The sequence below is a fragment of the Mucilaginibacter calamicampi genome (assembly GCF_042676765.1).
Taxonomy (GTDB): domain Bacteria; phylum Bacteroidota; class Bacteroidia; order Sphingobacteriales; family Sphingobacteriaceae; genus Mucilaginibacter; species Mucilaginibacter calamicampi.
In genome coordinates this window covers 138659-156791 of the sequence record NZ_JBHTHU010000005.1, presented here as the reverse complement: position 1 = coordinate 156791, position 18133 = coordinate 138659, and the positions used below count along the sequence as shown (strand labels likewise).

Genomic DNA, 18133 nt, shown 5'->3' with positions numbered 1-18133 from the left:
GAGTTGTAAAATACCGGGACTATAAGAGGTAAATAACAGCTATGTATTAAGCACGCATGCATTATTTATATTGTCATTCTGAACGCAGTGAAGAATCCTATGCACCACCCAAGCCACGCGGTTAGTATAGTTTGATAAGATTCTTCACTGCGTTCAGAATGACAATCTTTTTGGAGAAAACGACGGAGCGCGGCCTGTCATGGTGAGCATGTCGAACCATAGCGGGCAGGCCTTTACGCGCGCCCCTTCGACAGGCTCAGGGTGACAAGCCGCGCTCGAAGAGGACTACCTTCCATAAAACTCTATCGGCAACCCATCCGGATCAGCAAAAAAAGTAAAGCGCTTGCCGGTAAATTCATCTACGCGGATGGGCTCAACGGGCACGTTATGGCTCTGTACCGCAGCAACTGCATCATCAATATTATCCACCTCAAATGCCAGGTGTCGCAAGCCTGCCGCTTCCGGTCGCGAAGGCCGGGCGGGTGGATCAGGGAAAGAGAAAAGCTCTATCTGGTACTGATCGCCTACCTGCAGATCCAATTTCCACGAATCCCTTTCAGCACGGTAAACTTCTGCTAAAACAACAAATCCAAGCACCTTTGTATAAAAGTGCCTGGATCTGTTATAGTCTGAGCAAATAATTGCTATGTGGTGGATCCGGTTTATCCGCGGTATCATTCTCCTAATATGGCGTGAAGCACGTTATCATAAACCAGTTTAACATCGGTTATATGCCCGAACGACTGCTCATCTACATGCATGTAACCATTGCTAACGGTACCTAACAGGCTAAACTCAACCTCGCTGGTGGCCATCATTTCAACAAAACGTTCCTGATCTGCCGGGGCAACACTAACCACTACCCTGCCCTGCGCCTCACCAAACAGGAAGGCGTCTTTACGCACGCTGTTATCTGATGCGATATCGAAGCCCAATCCGTTTGGCATGCTCGACTCAACAAGGGTGATGAACAAACCGCCATCCGCAACATCATGCGCCGATTGGATCATTTTATGCTGGATAAGTTGTTTTATCACCTGGTGCATAGCGTACTCCTTGTCCAGATCAAAATACGGTGCCGGTGCAGCTAATATTTTATGGTAAGATGCCAGGTATTGTGATGAAGCGATATCATTAACTGATTCACCTATCAGGTATACCAGGTCATCAGGTTGCTTAAAGTCGGCCGTCATGATGTTGCTCACATCATCCATCACCCCCAGCATACCAATTGTAGGCGTAGGGAAAACCGGACCTTCATCTGATGATTGGTTATAGAAACTTACATTACCGCCGGTTACAGGGGTTTCAAACTTGGTACAGGCTTCGCCCATACCTTTAATAGCGCCTACAAACTGCCAGTACACTTCGGGCACGTAAGGGTTACCAAAATTTAAACAATTGGTTATAGCTACCGGCTCGCCGCCTGCGCAGGTGATATTACGTGCAGCTTCTGCAACAGCAATAGCGGTACCTTTTTGCGGATCGGCGTATACATAGCGCGAGTTACAATCTACTGTAAGCACAATGGCTTTATCGGTACCAATAACGTTAACTACAGCAGCATCACAAGGGCGGTTGGTGGTCATGGTAGCTACACCTACCATTGAGTCGTACTGATCAGTAACCCAACGTTTAGAAGCGATGTTTGGATGTGAGATCAAATGCTCGGCAACATCTATTAAATTTTCGGGCTGAGGAACATCCTCAATTTTGAATTTCTGGTTTTCGGCATAATAAGCAGGTTCGCGGTATTCGCGGGTATAAACCGGCGCGCCGCCGCCTAAAACAAGGTCATCGGCAGGAACATCAGCAACTAATTTGCCGCCCGCGTAATATTCAAGGCGTTTAGTATCGGTCACCTCGCCAATAATGGCGCAGTTAAGGTCCCATTTGTCAAAAACGGCTTCTACTTCTTTCTCGCGGCCTTTATGCACTACGATCAGCATACGTTCCTGAGATTCTGATAACAAGATCTCAAACGGCTGCATATTTGGCTGACGAGTGGGTACGGCATCCAGGTTGATCTTCATACCATGTTCGCCCTTTGCAGACATTTCTGAGTTAGAGCAGATGATACCTGCGGCGCCCATATCCTGCATACCCACAACAGCACCGGTTTTTATTACCTCCAAGGTTGCTTCAAGCAATAGTTTTTCCTGGAAGGGATCACCTACCTGTACAGCAGGCAGATCATTTATAGAGTCTTCTGTTATATTTTTTGACGCGAAAGCCGCGCCATGTATGCCGTCTTTACCAGTTGCTGAACCTACTATGTAAACAGGGTTACCCACACCGTACGATGTTGCAGAAACGGTCTCGCCCGCCTTAACAATACCTGCAGACATGGCGTTAACCAGCGGATTTACGTTGTAGCAATCGTCAAAAAACAACTCGCCGCCAACGGTAGCAATACCAAAGGCATTACCATAATCGCCGATACCTTTTACTACGCCTTTAACCAGCCATTTGGTACGGTCCTGGGTCAGATCGCCAAAACGCAGTGAGTTGAGCTGCGCTATAGGGCGTGCGCCCATTGTAAAGATATCGCGGTTAATACCGCCAACACCTGTAGCAGCGCCTTGATAAGGTTCTAAAGCTGATGGGTGGTTGTGCGATTCTATTTTAAAAGCGCAGCCAATGCCATCGCCTAAGTCAACCAAACCTGCGTTTTCCTCACCCGCTTTGGCCAGCATACGCGGACCATCTTTAGGTAAAGTTTTTAGCCAGGTGATAGAGTTTTTATAAGAGCAGTGCTCGCTCCACATTACCGAGAAGATAGACAGTTCGGTAAAGTTGGGGGTGCGGCCCAATATTTCTTTTATGCGGTCAAATTCCTGGGGCTGTAAGCCTAATTCTTTGGCTGTTTCAACGGTGGTAAGTTCCTGGGTCTCCAATATTATACGTTTTTTGAAAGGAAGCCCAAAAGTAGGTAATTTAAGGTAAAAGGTGAAAGGTAAAAGGTAAAAGGTTTGCGGGAGATGTAAAGGCAGAAAGATTAGTGATTGGAGATTAGTGAGTAGTGCAATATATCATAGGGTGATAATTAAAAAAAGAATGGCAAGTTTTGCACAGTCAACCGATAAACCGCGCACTACTCGCCATTCACTCTCCTACACTAACCACTCACTATTCGCTGCTCACCACTCAACTTTAATTACCCAATGAAAAATTAATTGGCAGGGTAAACGCTACTCTTACAGGTTTGCCGCGTTGTATGCCGGGTGTCCAGGCGGGTGCTTTTTTTAGTACGCGCAGGGCTTCTTCATCCATGCCATAACCTGCGGCTTTTAACACTTTTATATCGGTTAAGGTGCCATCTTTCTCAATAACAAAGCTTATCCAAACCTTTCCGCCTTTTTCGGCATCCATTGCCTGCTCAGGATAACGCAGATTCTTTCTTAGAAATTTCGTCCAGGCTTCGTCGCCTCCAACGGGAGCAGGTAAAACACTTAATACACCTGTTGAAACGGGGACGTTACTTTCTGTTATGTCTTCGCCGGGACCGCTGCCTGCACCGGGCTCTACCAGTACACTGGTGGGGCCGTTTGCGGGGCCTTCAACATTTTGGGGACCAACAGCTACGTTTTGCAATTCGGCAATGGTAGCAGGTTCTACTTCCGTTGGATTCGCAGTAACCACCATTTCTACATACTGCCTGGTTTTTACAGGTTCTGCAGCTTTAGGCTTTTCTAATTCAGGTTTTACCGGCTCCTCTTTTTTAGGTGGAGTGGATGGCTGCTTAATGTCTTTTAGATCAACTACTACCACCGGGCCATCGCTTATTACAGGCTCCACCTTAATTGCCGCCCCTAAAGCCACCGCCCCGCCTACTACCACTGCTACAGAGATAAGCAAAGCCCTTGTCAAATTTTCCGCGTAATGCTGCCTGATGTTGTAAGCGCCATATTCCTTGTTGCGTTTGTCGAATACAAGATCGAGCCACTCGCTCTTGTATAAATTGAAGTTTGAGATAAGCATTTTGTTTAAATTTAGATTGATTGAATTTACTATTAAAACGTATCAAAAACTCCACTTGTTGCAACATTATTGCATTTTACTATTATTGCAACAATATTGCATTATAACATCATTTTATGCAATTAACTAAATATTTAGTTATAATATTTGCAATAAATATGACCTATAGAAAAATGGCTTTTTGTACCTGAAGAACTTTAAAATTAAAAAGTGGCAAAATTCTGCGCGTTGGCGGCGTATTTTGGGAGATACTTACAAATTTTGCATAAAATCATGCCTACATTTAAGCATGGATCAAGAGATATCAATACACAATGCAACAACATTACTTAATGCCAGTGGCTGTGTCTTTACAGAGGTGTTTAAACATGGCACGCTCTCGGTTGAATTTTACAAGCCCAATAAGGTAGATCTGCAGCAACCGCATGACCGCGATGAAGTTTATGTAGTTGCCTCCGGAACCGGCACTTTTAAAAACGGCGATAAAACCTGGGCCTTTAAACCCGGCGATTTTTTATTTGTTCCGGCGGGAACTGAGCACCGATTTGAAAACTTTACTGATGATTTTGCAACCTGGGTATTATTTTACGGGCCGGTGGGAGGTGAGAAAAAAAGAAGCTAAGCCGGCGGATATTTGCGGCGAACATACACGGTGCCTCAGCTTAAAGAGATGGCCACGCTGCGCTCGCCATGACGCGGTGAACTCGGTCGGTACAATCCCATTTATCATCACGAAGCGCAGCATTGTGATCTCCTGCGAACATTCCCCGCGGAACAGGACGGCGGGTTGTCTAAAGACGTTGAAAATGAATTACCCTACCAATTAGTAGCCGGTATACTCGTTTTCTTCACTTCCTTTTTTACAGGAGCAACCGGAGCTTTCATATAAGTTGTGAGCTTGTTACCTATATTTTTAACATTAGCAAACAGCTTAGCCATGTAACCATCCAGATCTTTTTTTGACAGGGTGGATAGTCCGTTCTCCAGCGCTACGTTTTTACCAGTTACGGGTACAAAATTGGCGTAACGGTCGCGGGCGTAAGGTACTATCACAAAATCTGTAAACCAGTAGCGGTAGCGGTTGTCTTTTACTTCAATGGTCATGGTATAATCAATGCGGGCATCCTCGTGCATAGCTACCGATGATTTTTTTGATACCAATACGCCGCCGGTAGCACGTATAGTACCTTTATCGCTGTCTTTAAATTTTAGCTTACTCGTTTCAAAAGCCTTTTTTGCAAAAGTTAATGCACGCGCCTGTAAACTATCGGCAGAGGTGGCAGGTTGGGCAACAACCTGGTAATATATATACTTATTATGTTCGTCCATTACCAATGAATCGCTCTGGGCCGAAGCTGTAGCAAGCTTAAAAATAAGGCAAAGCGTAGCTAATACTATTTTTTTCATATTGTAAATATAAAACAAAAGCCACCCTTTTGAGGCGGCCTTTGCAAACAATTATATACCTATCAAAATATTAGAAAGAATAAACAACTGCTAAAAGCGCTTGTGATGCTTTTTTAGTTGGCATACCGCTTTTGTTTAAGAAAGTGTTAGCAGAACCATTATCTAACCTGATCTCAGGGATGATAGTTAAGTTACCAGATTTGATGTTAGCAGTAGCAGTTAAAGCAGTTACTGATGTGCCTGCAGCTACAAAGCTGTAACCAGCAACGCCTGCTTTAGGTTTGAAATACTCGCCGCGTAAGCCCAAAGTTACTGATGATGATACCGCTAACTGAGGATATAATGCAGCACCGCTGAAACCACCTTTACCAACGTATGAAGGAAGCGTATAATCAGCAGCGTTTAAGCCTAACTTAAATGCATCAGTTATTTGGTAAGACGTAGTTAAGTCAAATTCAGTTCCGGCAGAGTGGCCTGTTAATACGTTCAAGTATGCATTCCAGCCATCAACCGGCGAAACGAATAACTGAGCACCGAAGTTATCTATCTTACCCATTGAGGTGTAAGTGTTCCAGCCATCGTTAAATATACCTGCCATTAAACTTGCTTTTGAAGAGAAAGCGTAAGTAGCCTTGAAACCTGCATTTTGGAACGGACCGTTAGTGAACAGGTAAGAGGTAGAGTAGTTAAAGTTAGCTGCAGGGCTAATAACCTCATAACCTATAAAGGTACCCATGTAACCCATAGTAAAGGTAAGCGCGTCTGTAGCGGCATAGTTTACATATAAGTTTTGGATGTGGAAGCTTGATGCTGCACCACCGGTTACTGCCTGATCAGGAATAGATTGAGATTGACCACGTGGACCAAAAGAAATCTCGCCTACAAAAGATGTTTTGCCTGTAGTTTTCTTCAAAGCAATGTCAACCATACCTATTGAGAATGAGTTGTGGTCAGTTGCGAAGCTTGTACCTATCTGGCTTGATTTAGCAAAATCGTATTTGTAGTACGCGTCAACCGAACCTGAAATGGTCAAAGGGGTGTCGCCGGTATCGGCAACCATAGTCAACCTACTGTTAGCGCCAATGCTGGCTGCCTTTACAGTAAATGTTCCTAAAGCGATGATTGATAATAGTAAGATTTTTTTCATGTTGTTTAATTTGATAAGTTTTGATGAAAATTGATTGATAAATTCTTTAATAAACTGCTGTTTTTTATTTTTTTATAAATTTTTAAACTATTTCTTCTTATAAATTGACTATTGGCAATAGTTTTATTTAAAAATTCAGTTATATTTTTTAAATAATTACCATTAATAACAACAGTTTGTTATAATTATGATAAAAGTATGGATGTATTTTATAATAAACAAGAAAAAAATTAAAATAATTTAAAAAACATGCAATTATTACATTCATTTTTTAAATAAATACTAATTTATACAGCAAATAAGAATAAATTTTACACATTAAATGAATTAATTAGCATAATAATTAGTTTAAAGATTAAAAAAATGCCTAAAAAAATTTTAAAACATAGATATGAGCGATTTATTTAAGCCATTAAGTGTTTTAGAAGAGAATTTTGAAATTAAAATGGAGAAAACTGACAAAAAACGAATTTTTCTGTAAATCCACACCTTATATATGCTTTACAAAATTTAATACTTAAAAATTTAGGCGATTTTTTAAATGATAATTCTAATTTTGATTTAAAAACCAATTCTAAAATTAAATTATGCCTAATATTAGATTTCATGCCCTGGAGGCTGTGCTAACCAGAACAACACCTGATGTAAAAGCGCCCTCTCAAAAGATATCCGATTATTTCGGCGCGAATGTTTTTGACATGCAGAAAATGAAAGATTTTCTGTCGAAAGACGCGTACCAAAGTATAATTACCGCTATTGAAAAGGGCGAGCCAATACAGCGTGATATGGCTGAGCATGTTGCTACTGCTATGAAATCATGGGCCATTGCCAAAGGTGCTACGCACTATACCCACTGGTTTCAACCGCTTACAGGCACTACTGCCGAAAAGCACGACGCCTTTTTTGAGCCAACATCTGATGGCGGCGCTATAGAGGTATTTTCCGGCGACGCGCTTGCGCAACAGGAGCCCGACGCGTCAAGCTTCCCGAGCGGGGGAATAAGAAATACTTTTGAAGCACGCGGATATACGGCCTGGGATCCCTCCTCGCCTGCTTTTTTAATGGCGCGCACCTTATGCATACCTACCGTATTTGTATCGTACACCGGCGAAGCGCTTGATTATAAAGTACCACTGCTAAAAGCCGTTAACGCGCTTGATAAGGCCGCGGTTGATGTTTGCCACTATTTTGATAAAAGCGTTGAAAAAGTTAACGCATCATTAGGTATAGAACAGGAGTACTTTTTGGTTGACAGCGCGCTTTTCCATGCACGGCCTGATCTGCACTTAACAGGCCGCACGTTGTTTGGGCACATGTCTGCCAAAAACCAGCAGTTAGAAGACCATTACTTTGGCTCAATACCCAGCAGGGCTTATGCATTTATGCAGGATATGGAAACCGAGGCCTTATTATTAGGTATCCCCTTAAAAACCCGCCACAACGAGGTAGCGCCATCACAATTTGAGTGCGCCCCTATATATGAAGAGATAAACCTAGCCATTGATCATAATCAATTGTTGATGGACATTATGGACCGTGTGGCTAAAAGGCATAACTTCCAGGTTTTATTGCATGAGAAACCTTACGCGGGTATAAACGGATCAGGCAAGCATAACAACTGGTCTATGATAACCGATGCAGGTAAAAACCTGTTATCGCCGGGCAAAACGCCAAAGAACAACCTGATGTTCCTTACCTTTTTTGTAAATACTATAAAAGCGGTTTATGAACATGCCGACTTGCTCCGGGCCTCTATCGCGTCTGTTAATAATGATCATCGCCTTGGTGCCAACGAAGCGCCGCCAGCCATTATATCTATATTTTTAGGCACGCAATTGAGCGATCTGCTTGATGAGATAGAAACATCGCGCATCAGCAAAAAAATAAAAGACGACGCCATGCTATGGCAGGGTATACCTAAAATACCACAGATATTAAAAGACAATACAGACCGTAACCGCACCTCGCCTTTTGCTTTTACCGGCAATAAGTTTGAGCTGCGCGCGGTGGGTTCGTCGGCTAACTCGGCCAGCCCAATGACGGTGCTGAACACCATTGTTGCCGATCAGCTTAAGAAATTTAAGCACGATGTAGATAAATTGCTAAAGAAGGGCGAGAAAAAAGATGTAGCCTTATTAATGGTGATAAAAAAATACATCAAAGAATCTAAAGTTATCAGGTTTGAAGGCAATGGCTACAGCGAAGAGTGGGAGAAAGAAGCAGAAGCACGTGGCTTAGCCAATATTCGCACCACGCCAAAGGCGCTTGATGCCATGGTTACCGAAAAATCTGAGTTGTTGTTCGCCGAGAGCGGCGTGTATACCCGTCGCGAAGCGCATGCAAGGCACGAAATATTACTGGAAAGTTTTTATAAGAAACTACAGATAGAGGCCCGCGTTATTGGCGATATGGTAGTTAATATTATTATCCCGGCGGCGCTAAGCTATCAAAGCAAGTTAGTTGAAAACGCACGCGGATTGAAAGAACTGGGGCTTGATGAATCAAGCTACCAGGTGCAGCTGAGCATAATTAACCAAATTGCAGAGCATGTTAACTTCATCAAATCAAATGTTGAGCAAATGGTTGAGGAGCGTAAAAAGGCCAACAAAATTGACGATGTGCGCCAGAAAGCTATTGATTATGACGAAAAGGTAAAAAGCTTTTTCCAACCCATCCGCTACCACGTTGACAAGCTGGAGCAGATAGTTGACGATTCTATATGGCCACTGCCAAAATTCAGGGAGTTATTGTTCTTTAAATAGTAGCCTGCAAACTTTAAGCATATAACAGCGACTTATTGAAACCAGGTCGCTGTTTTTTTTTGCCGGCTACTAAAGGGGCTCTTCTTCCGCTTTCAGATCATGGATATATTCATTTTTCATATGATCATAAAAGGAATGTTTGTCTACCAGCAATGCCACCAGGCTGGCCACCATGCCGGCCAGTATCAGATGAAAAATAATGTTATGGCGGTCGGTCATCTCAAGCACCAATATCGCCGAGGTGAACGGTGAACGTGTTACTCCCGTTAAAAAGCCTACCATACCTGCAAGTACAAGCAAATTGGTGTTGGATTCGCCTAAACTAAACCAGCCAGATACCATGGCCCCTATACCAGCCCCGGCACTTAGAGCCGGAGCAAATACGCCGCCCGCTCCGCCTGATGTAAATGATATAACCGGCCCGATAATTCTGATTAAAGGGGTAAACCATTCAACGCGTTTATTACTTTCAAACAGCGTGCGCTCCATCAATTCTTTACCAGACCCCATTGCAATGCGGTCTATAAAAAATGCGAGTGCGGCTAAAATTACAGCGCATACAGCGGCGTACAAAGCAAACTGGTAGTTAAACTTAAATTTCTTTTTCCATTTAAATAGGCCCAGTATAATTTTTGCCATAATGCTGCCACCTAAACCGCTAAGCAAAGCCACTAAAATTACATCTACAAAAACAAACGCCGATGAACCGGCAATTTTTGGATAGCCCAGATAAAGATAAGGCCCTATCATTCCCTGCGCGGTTAACCCGGCAATAATAACCGACGAAAAAATGGCCGTTTTAAAATAACTGAAATGCGTTTTAGTAAGCTCTTCAATCGCAAATACTATCCCGCCAAGCGGCGTGTTAAATGCGGCCGCCAAACCTGCCGCCGCCCCCGCTACTATTACATTACTTTTAGCAATTTTTGGCCACCATGCAGGTAATACATTATTTATTTTACGGAATACCGTAGCTGCTATTTGTATGGTTGGCCCCTCGCGACCTATTGCACCGCCGCCTATGGCCATTGTAAGGCTGGAAAAAAGCTTTACAATAATTACACGGACGCTTAAAAGTTTATCAACCAGTTTTTCGTTTTTAGGGTTAGTTATTTCAAGCGCGGCGGCTACTTGCGGTATACCGCTGCCCCGGGCGTAGGGCGCATATTTTTTAACCAGCCACCATGCAGCAACAAAACAAGCCGGCGACACCAGAAAGATCAACCAGGCATTGTACTGAAAAACAAAATGCGTAACCCCCTCTGCCAACGAAAATAATTTAGCGTATGCAACTGCTATTAAGCCTGTTATTACTGACGCTATCCAAAATGGCACTGCTTGCAGTAAATTCCGTTTAAGCTGCCGGTTGTTTAACCGATCATAGGAAGCCTTTAAATGCGCTCTGACAACGGCGCCGCTTTTTTTCACAATGACAGGAATGCCCATAGGAATTGCAAAACTAGCATTTTTGGCTGGTCAAAACTATTTTAAGCAGTATATTTGCCCATGACTTCTTCGCAAAGATATGATCAAAGAGGCGTCTCGGCCTCAAAAGATGATGTACACAACGCTATAAAAAATATTGATAAGGGCCTCTATCCGCAGGCATTTTGCAAAATTGTGCCTGATATTTTAACCGGCGACGAACAATACTGCAATATTATGCATGCTGATGGTGCCGGTACAAAATCATCATTAGCTTATACCTACTGGCGCGAAACCGGCGATATTTCTGTTTGGCGCGGTATTGCCCAGGATGCCATCATAATGAACCTGGACGACCTGCTTTGCGTGGGGGCTATTGACAACATTTTGTTATCATCTACCATCGGCAGAAACAAAAACCTGATACCGGGCGAAGTAATTGCCGCCATAATAAACGGAACCGAAGAAATACTGACCGAACTGCGCGAAGCAGGGATAGGCATCTACTCAACGGGCGGCGAGACCGCCGATGTGGGCGACCTGGTGCGCACCATAATTGTAGACTCAACCGTAACCTGCCGAATGAAACGCAGTGATGTCATCAGCAACCATACCATACAGGCCGGTGATGTTATTGTAGGCCTGGCATCATACGGGCAAGCTAACTACGAAAAAGAATACAACGGCGGCATGGGCTCAAATGGCCTAACCTCTGCCCGGCACGATGTATTTAATAAGAACATAGCTAACCAATACCCTGAGGCTTATGATCCGGCAGTGCCTAGTGACCTGATATTCTCGGGTAGCAAACAACTTACAGACCTTATAGATATTGGCAACGGGCAAACCGTTACAGCGGGCAAGCTGGTGCTATCGCCTACGCGTACTTACGCGCCCGTTATTAAGCAGATATTAGATGGCTACCGCAGCCGAATACACGGTATGGTGCATTGCAGCGGCGGCGCGCAAACCAAAGTGCTGCACTTTGTTGATGGCCTGCATATTGTTAAAGACAACCTCTTCCCTATTCCGCCACTGTTTAAGCTGATACAGGAAGAATCAAAAACCAGCTGGCAGGAAATGTACAAGGTGTTTAATATGGGGCACCGTATGGAACTTTATGTACCTGCTGATATCGCCGACGAACTGATCGCTTTATCAAAAAGCTTCGGCATAGACGCGCAGGTCATAGGCCGTGTTGAGGCGGCTGAGAAAAAGCAGGTAACCGTTACTTCTGAGTTTGGGGAGTTTGTGTATAACTAAAATTGCGCTGTTGCAAAGAATAGGCAACACTTTGCAACACTTGCAACAATATTTTTTGCAAGTAACTTATTATAAATATCTTACAACAATTAAATGTGCAAACATGCAACAGTTTGCAACAGACATATTCGTCGGTGAGTTTAGTTTTTTAAATGTTTTGTCATTTCGAAAGAGCGGAGGGGGAGGGAAAAAGCTGTAGCGCGACTGAGAAATCTTTTCGAAGCGACAATAAAGTGCCAGTTCGAAAAGATTTCTCCTCACGCCCCACTCAGCCCTACACGGTTCGTCGAAATGACAACGAGGATAAGTTGTGTGGCTTTTACTCTTGTTTTCTGATAAGTAATAACATGAAATGAGATCCTGTTGCAACAAATTTTAAAAAACAAAACCCCGGTTGGAATATCCAACCGGGGTTTTTTATGCTTATTCTTTAAACCTTATATGGTTTTAAAGAATGATGTTTGGCTTAAAACAGAGGTTTTAGCGTCATCAGTATAAGCTGTTGCTCTAACTGAATAAGTTTTGCCTGCTGTTAAACCTAACGAGCCTAATTTGATAAGCATAGTACCACCAATAACCTGGGTGTTTTGGTAAGTAGTTGGCAACAAAGTATAAGCAATAGTGTGCACAGTAGTAGTAGCTGTAGAGCTATCATCTTTACCACTCCAGCTGTTAAACGTAACTGTTTTAACAGGTACTGCGGTAGCGCCAATTGATGTTCCGTCAAAAAACTCAAGTGTAAATTTACCTGTTTTTTTATTGGTAAGGGTAGCGCCAAAGTTTATCTGCAAAACAGTGGCTATAGTAGCCGGGGTTGTTGCAGTTGCTGTTGCCGTTACCAGCGTGAACGGACTTAATTGAGTGTAGCCAAGGCTGCTCAATTGTATTGCCGGAAGTTTTGCTTCTGTACCGGCAACATCAGCTTCTTTTTTGCACGAGAACGTTGCTGATGTTAACAGTGCCATAAAAGCGATTATATATTTTTTCATTTTCGTTTCTTTTATTGTTTTACAATTATCCCTTGTTATTAGAAGCTGTATCTGGCACCCATCAAAATACTCCATGTTGTGTTTGTAGATTGAATATTTTGATATGGTGTATTGATCAATAATCCGTTTAACTGACGCATGTTGTAAGCTGCGTTACCGTTTGCATCAACACCAACCAGCGCCAATGGCTGCATAGTTGTAGTTTGTTTCTGGATACCCCAGGTATTGCTTAACAAGTTAGGTAGATTGACAATGGTAGCGCTGATCTGCAAAGTATGTTTCATACCGCCAGATTTGATATAGAACTCTTGTTTAATATCAGCATCAATACGGTTGTACCATGGCAAGTAAGCAGCATTTCTTTCTGCATATTTACCTCTGCGATCTTTTAAGTAAGGTGTATTGTTAACAAATTGCTCAAACGCTGCAGATTGTTGTTGGGCAGTGTAAGTATATGCTACGCCATTAACAGTAGTTGTATACGGCAGGAATGTAATTTCGTTTGCTCTTTTTGGAATGTACATTAAATCTGTTGAAGCATTACCATCACCGTTCAGGTCACCCTGGATAGTGTAGCTGTAACCGCCGTTAACTGAAGCCTGGGCAGAACCCTGATAGAATAAGCCTATTGAAGTTGAAGCATGGTCAAGGTAGTTGAATTTGTAAGAGATTGACCCTACTATACGGTGAGGTATAACGAAAGCGGTGTTACCTAATTCAACGTCATTTGAAGTACCTACGTTAGAAGTTGAGGTCCAAACGTTGGTTGCAGTAGTACCTACTGTAGAGAAAGCCTCTTTAGCAGCAGTGTAAGTATAAGCTACTGATGCATTGAAACCGTTATCAAAAGTTTTGCTTAACTGGCCGGTTAAAGACGTAGCGTAACCTTTGTTAGTGTTTTCTAAAGCGATAACAGATAATGCAGGGTTGTTTGGATAAATGTTACGGTCCTGAGCAGTTACGCCTACGCTGGTAAAGCCGTTGTTAGGTGTAGCAGTACCTGTGCCTACATAACGGGCGCGGGTGTATTCACCTTCCTGAATGGTACCGGTTGGGTTTTTCAGGTTAACGTTACGCATACGTACCGCGTTAATGTCTTTTGTGTATAAAGCTTCAAAAGTTGCATTGAAACCGTTACCCAGGTTTTTATCAATACCTAAGTTAACACGGAATACCTGCGGGAATTTAAAGTTTTTATCCAAAACAACACTTGCAGACTGGTAAGCTGTACCTGCTGATTGCGGGAACAAGTTAGCATAGGTGCTTGGGTCTTTTACCAGTTTAATGCCGGCCAATTGCGCGGTAGTAGCTACGCCACCAAAATTATACATACCACTGTTTGATGGTAAGTTAGTTAAGAACACATACGGTACACGACCACTGAAGATACCCATACCACCACGTAGTACCAAAGATTTATCGTCAAGGAAGGTAGCGCGGAAACCAACACGTGGTGAAAGCATCCATGGCGACGTTGGCCATACACCAGAGTTATAGCTCATCATACCACCTGTGTTTGATGAAGGATCAGGAAATTGCAGAGCGGTTAACTGAGGGTTTTCAACCGGGTTTTCCAGATAGGTTGATTTTTCTGCACGTAAACCGTAAGTAAATTTAAAGTTAGGGCTTACGTTAAACTCATCCTGAGCGTAAAGGCTAAGTGTACCTATGCGCAGGTTAGCAGAGAATACTTTATCCTGGCCCGGAATTAATGAATAGTTATAAGTGAACTGAACCGGTGGTTTGTCTGCTAAAAAGTCGTCAAGGCTATTATAGATGTATGAGCCTGCAGCACCGGGCATAAAAGCGTTACCCACTTTTTGATACTCGTAGCTAACACCACCTGTTAAGGTATGCTTACCGGCGTAATAGGTGAAGTTATCATACACAGTAGTTGTATTATCAACAACATCATTGTATTTGGTGTATGGGTCAGAACCTGCGGTAATGTAGTTATCACCTTTACCATTATAAATATCAATGGTTGGGAAAGTTTCGCCTTTTGTAGTACGTGGGTTACCGTACTTTTTAAAAGTTACCAGCAACTGGTTACTCATTTTTGCGTTTATGGTACTGTTTAACTCGGCAGTACCGGTATGTACTTTATTTAAGAAACCGTAGTTAGAGTTATCAAAAGCGATAGACCTGTTGCTGTAACGGTTGTTAACCAAACCACCACTGCCGCGTGACAAAGGCGAGCCGTTAGAACCTGTAACACTATAAGCAGCATTATTTGGCGTACTTGCGTTATTTACAGTTTGATCGCTTGTTGCTTTTAAATAGCTATACTTTACTGTCAGCTTATTTTTGTCGTTAATGTTATAGTCAAAACGTATTAAAGCTTTAGTATTTTTTGGCTGGAAGGCAGAGAAATTGTCATAACCACCGGTTTCATATCCAAATTTGTCCTTTAGATAAGCAGAAACTTTTTGAAGGTCTTCTACAGGTGTTTCGGCAACAATACCTGTACCAGAACCCCCTTTTGGCGAAAAGTTGATGCCCGGATTGGTAGCAACTTCTTTCTCAAAGTTGGCATAGAAGAATAATTTATTTTTCAGAATAGGACCACCTAATGAGAAACCGTAAGTTTTAGTAGTTGCTTTGGCGTTTTGTAAGCTCAAATCAAGGTCGCCAATTTTGGTACCGTTAAATGATTGGTTTTTGTAAAAGCCATAAGCAGAACCATGGAAAGTGTTGGTACCGCTTTTAGTAGTAGCGTAAATACCCGCACCGGTAAAGCCTGATTGACGAACGTCAAACGGAGCAATGTTAACCGAGATCTCGTCATAAGCTTCGATAGAAACCGGTTGAGCACCACCACCTGGCAACAGATCACTTGATGTACCAAATGTATTATTAAGGTTAGCACCGTCAACAGTAATACTGTTATAACGGGCATCTCTACCTGCAAAACCTGTGCCGCCGTTAGCTTGTGGCGTTAAACGGGTAAAATCAGTAATGCTGCGTGAAAACGTTGGCAGTGATTGCAATTGCGTACGGTTAATATTTGTACTTGCACCTAGTTTTGCAGTAACAATTCTTTTTGTACCAACGGCACTAATGTTAACTGTTTTTAGTTCGGTACCGCTTTCAGTAAGCTCAGCATTTAAAAGGAAAGGCTGACCTAATTGTAATGTAATACCAGAAAAAGTTTGCTTGGAAAAGCTTACGAAGGTAACTTCAACATTGTACGGCCCGCCTACGCGCATACCCGGGATGTTGAAAAAACCATCAGAGTTGGTTGCAACAGCGTAAACCGTTCCTGATGGCTCGTGCGTTGCTTTAACGGTGGCGCCTGGTAAAGCAAGACCTTTGCTGTCTTTAACTGTACCCGTTATACTACTGGTAGTAACCTGCGCAAAGGCAGCAGTAGTAAAAACAGCCGTGATTAATAAAAGTAAAAACTTTCTCATGCTTGTTCTTTTGTTTTTTAACTTGTGAATAAATGGAATTCTAAACCGGCACAAAGATAGATACATAAACACGTTCTTATATTAAGTCAATGTTAATTAATTTAAAAAATTATTATGTATTTATCAACATTTAACAACCAATTGCATAAGTCCCCAAAAAATATGATGGAAATAATAAAAATTTGATATTAATTTATAGTTTTTTAACCCAAAGTTAATCCCTATTATTAGTAGACTTTATAGGCTATTTAATGATAATTTAATGATAGATGTAGTTTTTTGCTTTCAGCGCTTTTAGTTAGCTTTGGCTTTCAAAATTTAAACGAATAATACGCTGATATGAACTACGATGTAATAGTAATTGGTTCGGGTCCGGGTGGTTATGTAGCCGCAATACGCGCTTCGCAACTTGGCTTAAAAACCGCAGTAGTAGAAAAAGAATCTCTGGGTGGCATTTGCCTTAACTGGGGTTGTATACCAACCAAAGCCTTATTAAAAAGCGCGCAGGTATTTGAGTACATTAACCACGCGGCTGATTATGGGATCAAAATAAGCAATCCGGGCGAAGTAGATTTTGAGGCTGTTATTAAAAGGAGCCGCGGCGTTGCTGATGGCATGAGCAAAGGCGTTCAGTTTTTAATGAAGAAAAACAAAATTGACGTGCTGATGGGCTTTGGCCGCTTAAAAGGCAAAGGCGTGGTTGAGGTAAAAGGAAACGACGGCGTTAAAGAATACAGCGCTAAAAATATAATATTAGCCACAGGCGGCCGCTCGCGCGAGTTGCCTAACCTTAAACAAGATGGTAATAAGGTTATTGGCTATCGCCAGGCTATGATTTTACCTAAGCAGCCAAAATCAATGATCGTGGTTGGATCAGGAGCTATAGGTATTGAGTTTGCTTATTTCTATAACTCAATTGGCACCAAAGTTACTGTTGTTGAGTACCTGGATAACATTGTACCCTTAGAGGACGAAGAAGTATCAAAAGGCCTGGCCCGCATACTTAAAAAACAAGGCATTGATATTAAAACAGGCTCAAACGTTGAATCTGTAGATACCAGCGGCGAGGTTTGCAAAGTAAATGTTAAAACCGCAGCCGGAAACGAAGTATTAGAGGCAGATGTTGTATTGTCTGCCGTGGGCATTGCAACCAACATAGAAGGTATTGGCCTTGAAGAAGCCGGCGTTAAAACCGACAAGGGCAAAGTGCTGGTTGATGATTTCTACAAAACTAACGTTGAAGGCGTTTATGCCATTGGCGATATAGTAAAAGGACAGGCTTTGGCACACGTTGCATCTGCCGAAGGTATTATTTGTGTTGAAAAGATAGCAGGTCATAGTCCGGAGCCGCTTGATTATAATAATATCCCGGGATGTACGTATTGCAGCCCCGAAATAGCGTCAGTAGGCTATACCGAAAAGGCGGCTAAAGAAGCCGGATACGAGATAAAAGTGGGTAAGTTCCCCTTCTCAGCATCGGGCAAAGCCAGCGCGGGTGGTGTTAAGGATGGTTTTGTAAAACTGATATTTGACGCCAAATACGGCGAGTTTTTAGGTGCCCACATGTTAGGCGCCAATGTTACCGAAATGATAGCAGAAGTAGTTGCAGCCCGCAAGCTGGAAACTACCGGACACGACATCATTAAAACCGTACACCCGCACCCAACCATGAGCGAAGCTATTATGGAAGCGGCTGCAGAGGCGTATGGGGAGTGTATACACTTGTAGCCCCCCGGCCCCCTGAAG

General features: G+C 42.7%; 12 protein-coding genes. 4 read left to right on the top strand and 8 right to left on the bottom strand.

The genetic code is table 11. The features are described from left to right. Window positions 1-285: 285 nt before the first annotated feature. The 3 genes from gloA2 to ACFQZS_RS06280 all read right to left on the bottom strand — a co-directional run bounded on the left by gloA2 (window position 286) and on the right by ACFQZS_RS06280 (window position 3981). A complete protein-coding gene (gene gloA2, locus ACFQZS_RS06290; protein WP_377098372.1) occupies window positions 286-678 on the bottom strand; it encodes an SMU1112c/YaeR family gloxylase I-like metalloprotein in 393 nt (130 codons plus the stop codon). Beyond that, complete coding sequence (gene purL / locus ACFQZS_RS06285) at window positions 675-2897, bottom strand: phosphoribosylformylglycinamidine synthase subunit PurL (RefSeq protein ID WP_377098371.1); 2223 nt, start codon at window positions 2895-2897, stop codon at window positions 675-677. Before purL ends, gloA2 begins: the two co-directional genes overlap by 4 nt. Before the next feature lie 256 nt (window positions 2898-3153). Beyond that, complete coding sequence (locus ACFQZS_RS06280) at window positions 3154-3981, bottom strand: energy transducer TonB (RefSeq protein WP_377098370.1); 828 nt, start codon at window positions 3979-3981, stop codon at window positions 3154-3156. A 289-nt stretch (window positions 3982-4270) separates the two neighbouring features. Between ACFQZS_RS06280 and ACFQZS_RS06275 the strand changes: the two genes are divergently transcribed. Further along, window positions 4271-4603, top strand: coding sequence for a cupin domain-containing protein (locus ACFQZS_RS06275; protein ID WP_377098368.1), 333 nt, complete (start codon window positions 4271-4273; stop codon window positions 4601-4603). Window positions 4604-4797: 194 nt separating this feature from the next. Here the strand turns inward: ACFQZS_RS06275 and ACFQZS_RS06270 are convergent, their stop codons facing one another. After that, window positions 4798-5388, bottom strand: a complete 591-nt coding sequence (locus ACFQZS_RS06270; RefSeq protein WP_377098366.1) for a DUF4468 domain-containing protein — start codon at window positions 5386-5388, stop codon at window positions 4798-4800. A 70-nt stretch (window positions 5389-5458) separates the two neighbouring features. Further along, window positions 5459-6535: an outer membrane beta-barrel protein gene (locus ACFQZS_RS06265; protein ID WP_377098364.1), complete on the bottom strand. Its 1077-nt coding sequence runs from the start codon at window positions 6533-6535 to the stop codon at window positions 5459-5461. Window positions 6536-7122: 587 nt separating this feature from the next. On the opposite strand from ACFQZS_RS06265, the gene ACFQZS_RS06260 reads away from it, so the two are divergent. After that, window positions 7123-9297 carry a glutamine synthetase III family protein gene (locus tag ACFQZS_RS06260; protein ID WP_377098362.1) on the top strand — a complete coding sequence of 725 codons (2175 nt, stop codon included), beginning with the start codon at window positions 7123-7125 and terminating at the stop codon, window positions 9295-9297. A gap of 69 nt (window positions 9298-9366) precedes the next feature. Here the strand turns inward: ACFQZS_RS06260 and ACFQZS_RS06255 are convergent, their stop codons facing one another. Beyond that, window positions 9367-10725, bottom strand: a complete 1359-nt coding sequence (locus ACFQZS_RS06255) for a chloride channel protein (protein WP_377098360.1) — start codon at window positions 10723-10725, stop codon at window positions 9367-9369. Window positions 10726-10803: 78 nt separating this feature from the next. On the opposite strand from ACFQZS_RS06255, the gene ACFQZS_RS06250 reads away from it, so the two are divergent. Then, window positions 10804-11985 (top strand): AIR synthase related protein, encoded by a 1182-nt coding sequence (locus tag ACFQZS_RS06250; protein ID WP_377098358.1) that lies wholly within the window; start codon window positions 10804-10806, stop codon window positions 11983-11985. 437 nt (window positions 11986-12422) lie between these two features. On the opposite strand, the gene ACFQZS_RS06245 is transcribed toward ACFQZS_RS06250, so the two are convergent. Both ACFQZS_RS06245 and ACFQZS_RS06240 read right to left on the bottom strand, forming a co-directional pair. Then, window positions 12423-12974 carry a hypothetical protein gene (locus tag ACFQZS_RS06245; protein WP_377098357.1) on the bottom strand — a complete coding sequence of 184 codons (552 nt, stop codon included), beginning with the start codon at window positions 12972-12974 and terminating at the stop codon, window positions 12423-12425. 38 nt (window positions 12975-13012) lie between these two features. Further along, complete coding sequence (locus ACFQZS_RS06240; RefSeq protein WP_377098355.1) at window positions 13013-16387, bottom strand: TonB-dependent receptor; 3375 nt, start codon at window positions 16385-16387, stop codon at window positions 13013-13015. Between the two features lie 339 nt (window positions 16388-16726). On the opposite strand from ACFQZS_RS06240, the gene lpdA reads away from it, so the two are divergent. Beyond that, window positions 16727-18115 (top strand): dihydrolipoyl dehydrogenase, encoded by a 1389-nt coding sequence (lpdA, locus tag ACFQZS_RS06235; RefSeq protein WP_377098353.1) that lies wholly within the window; start codon window positions 16727-16729, stop codon window positions 18113-18115. Window positions 18116-18133 lie beyond the last annotated feature (18 nt).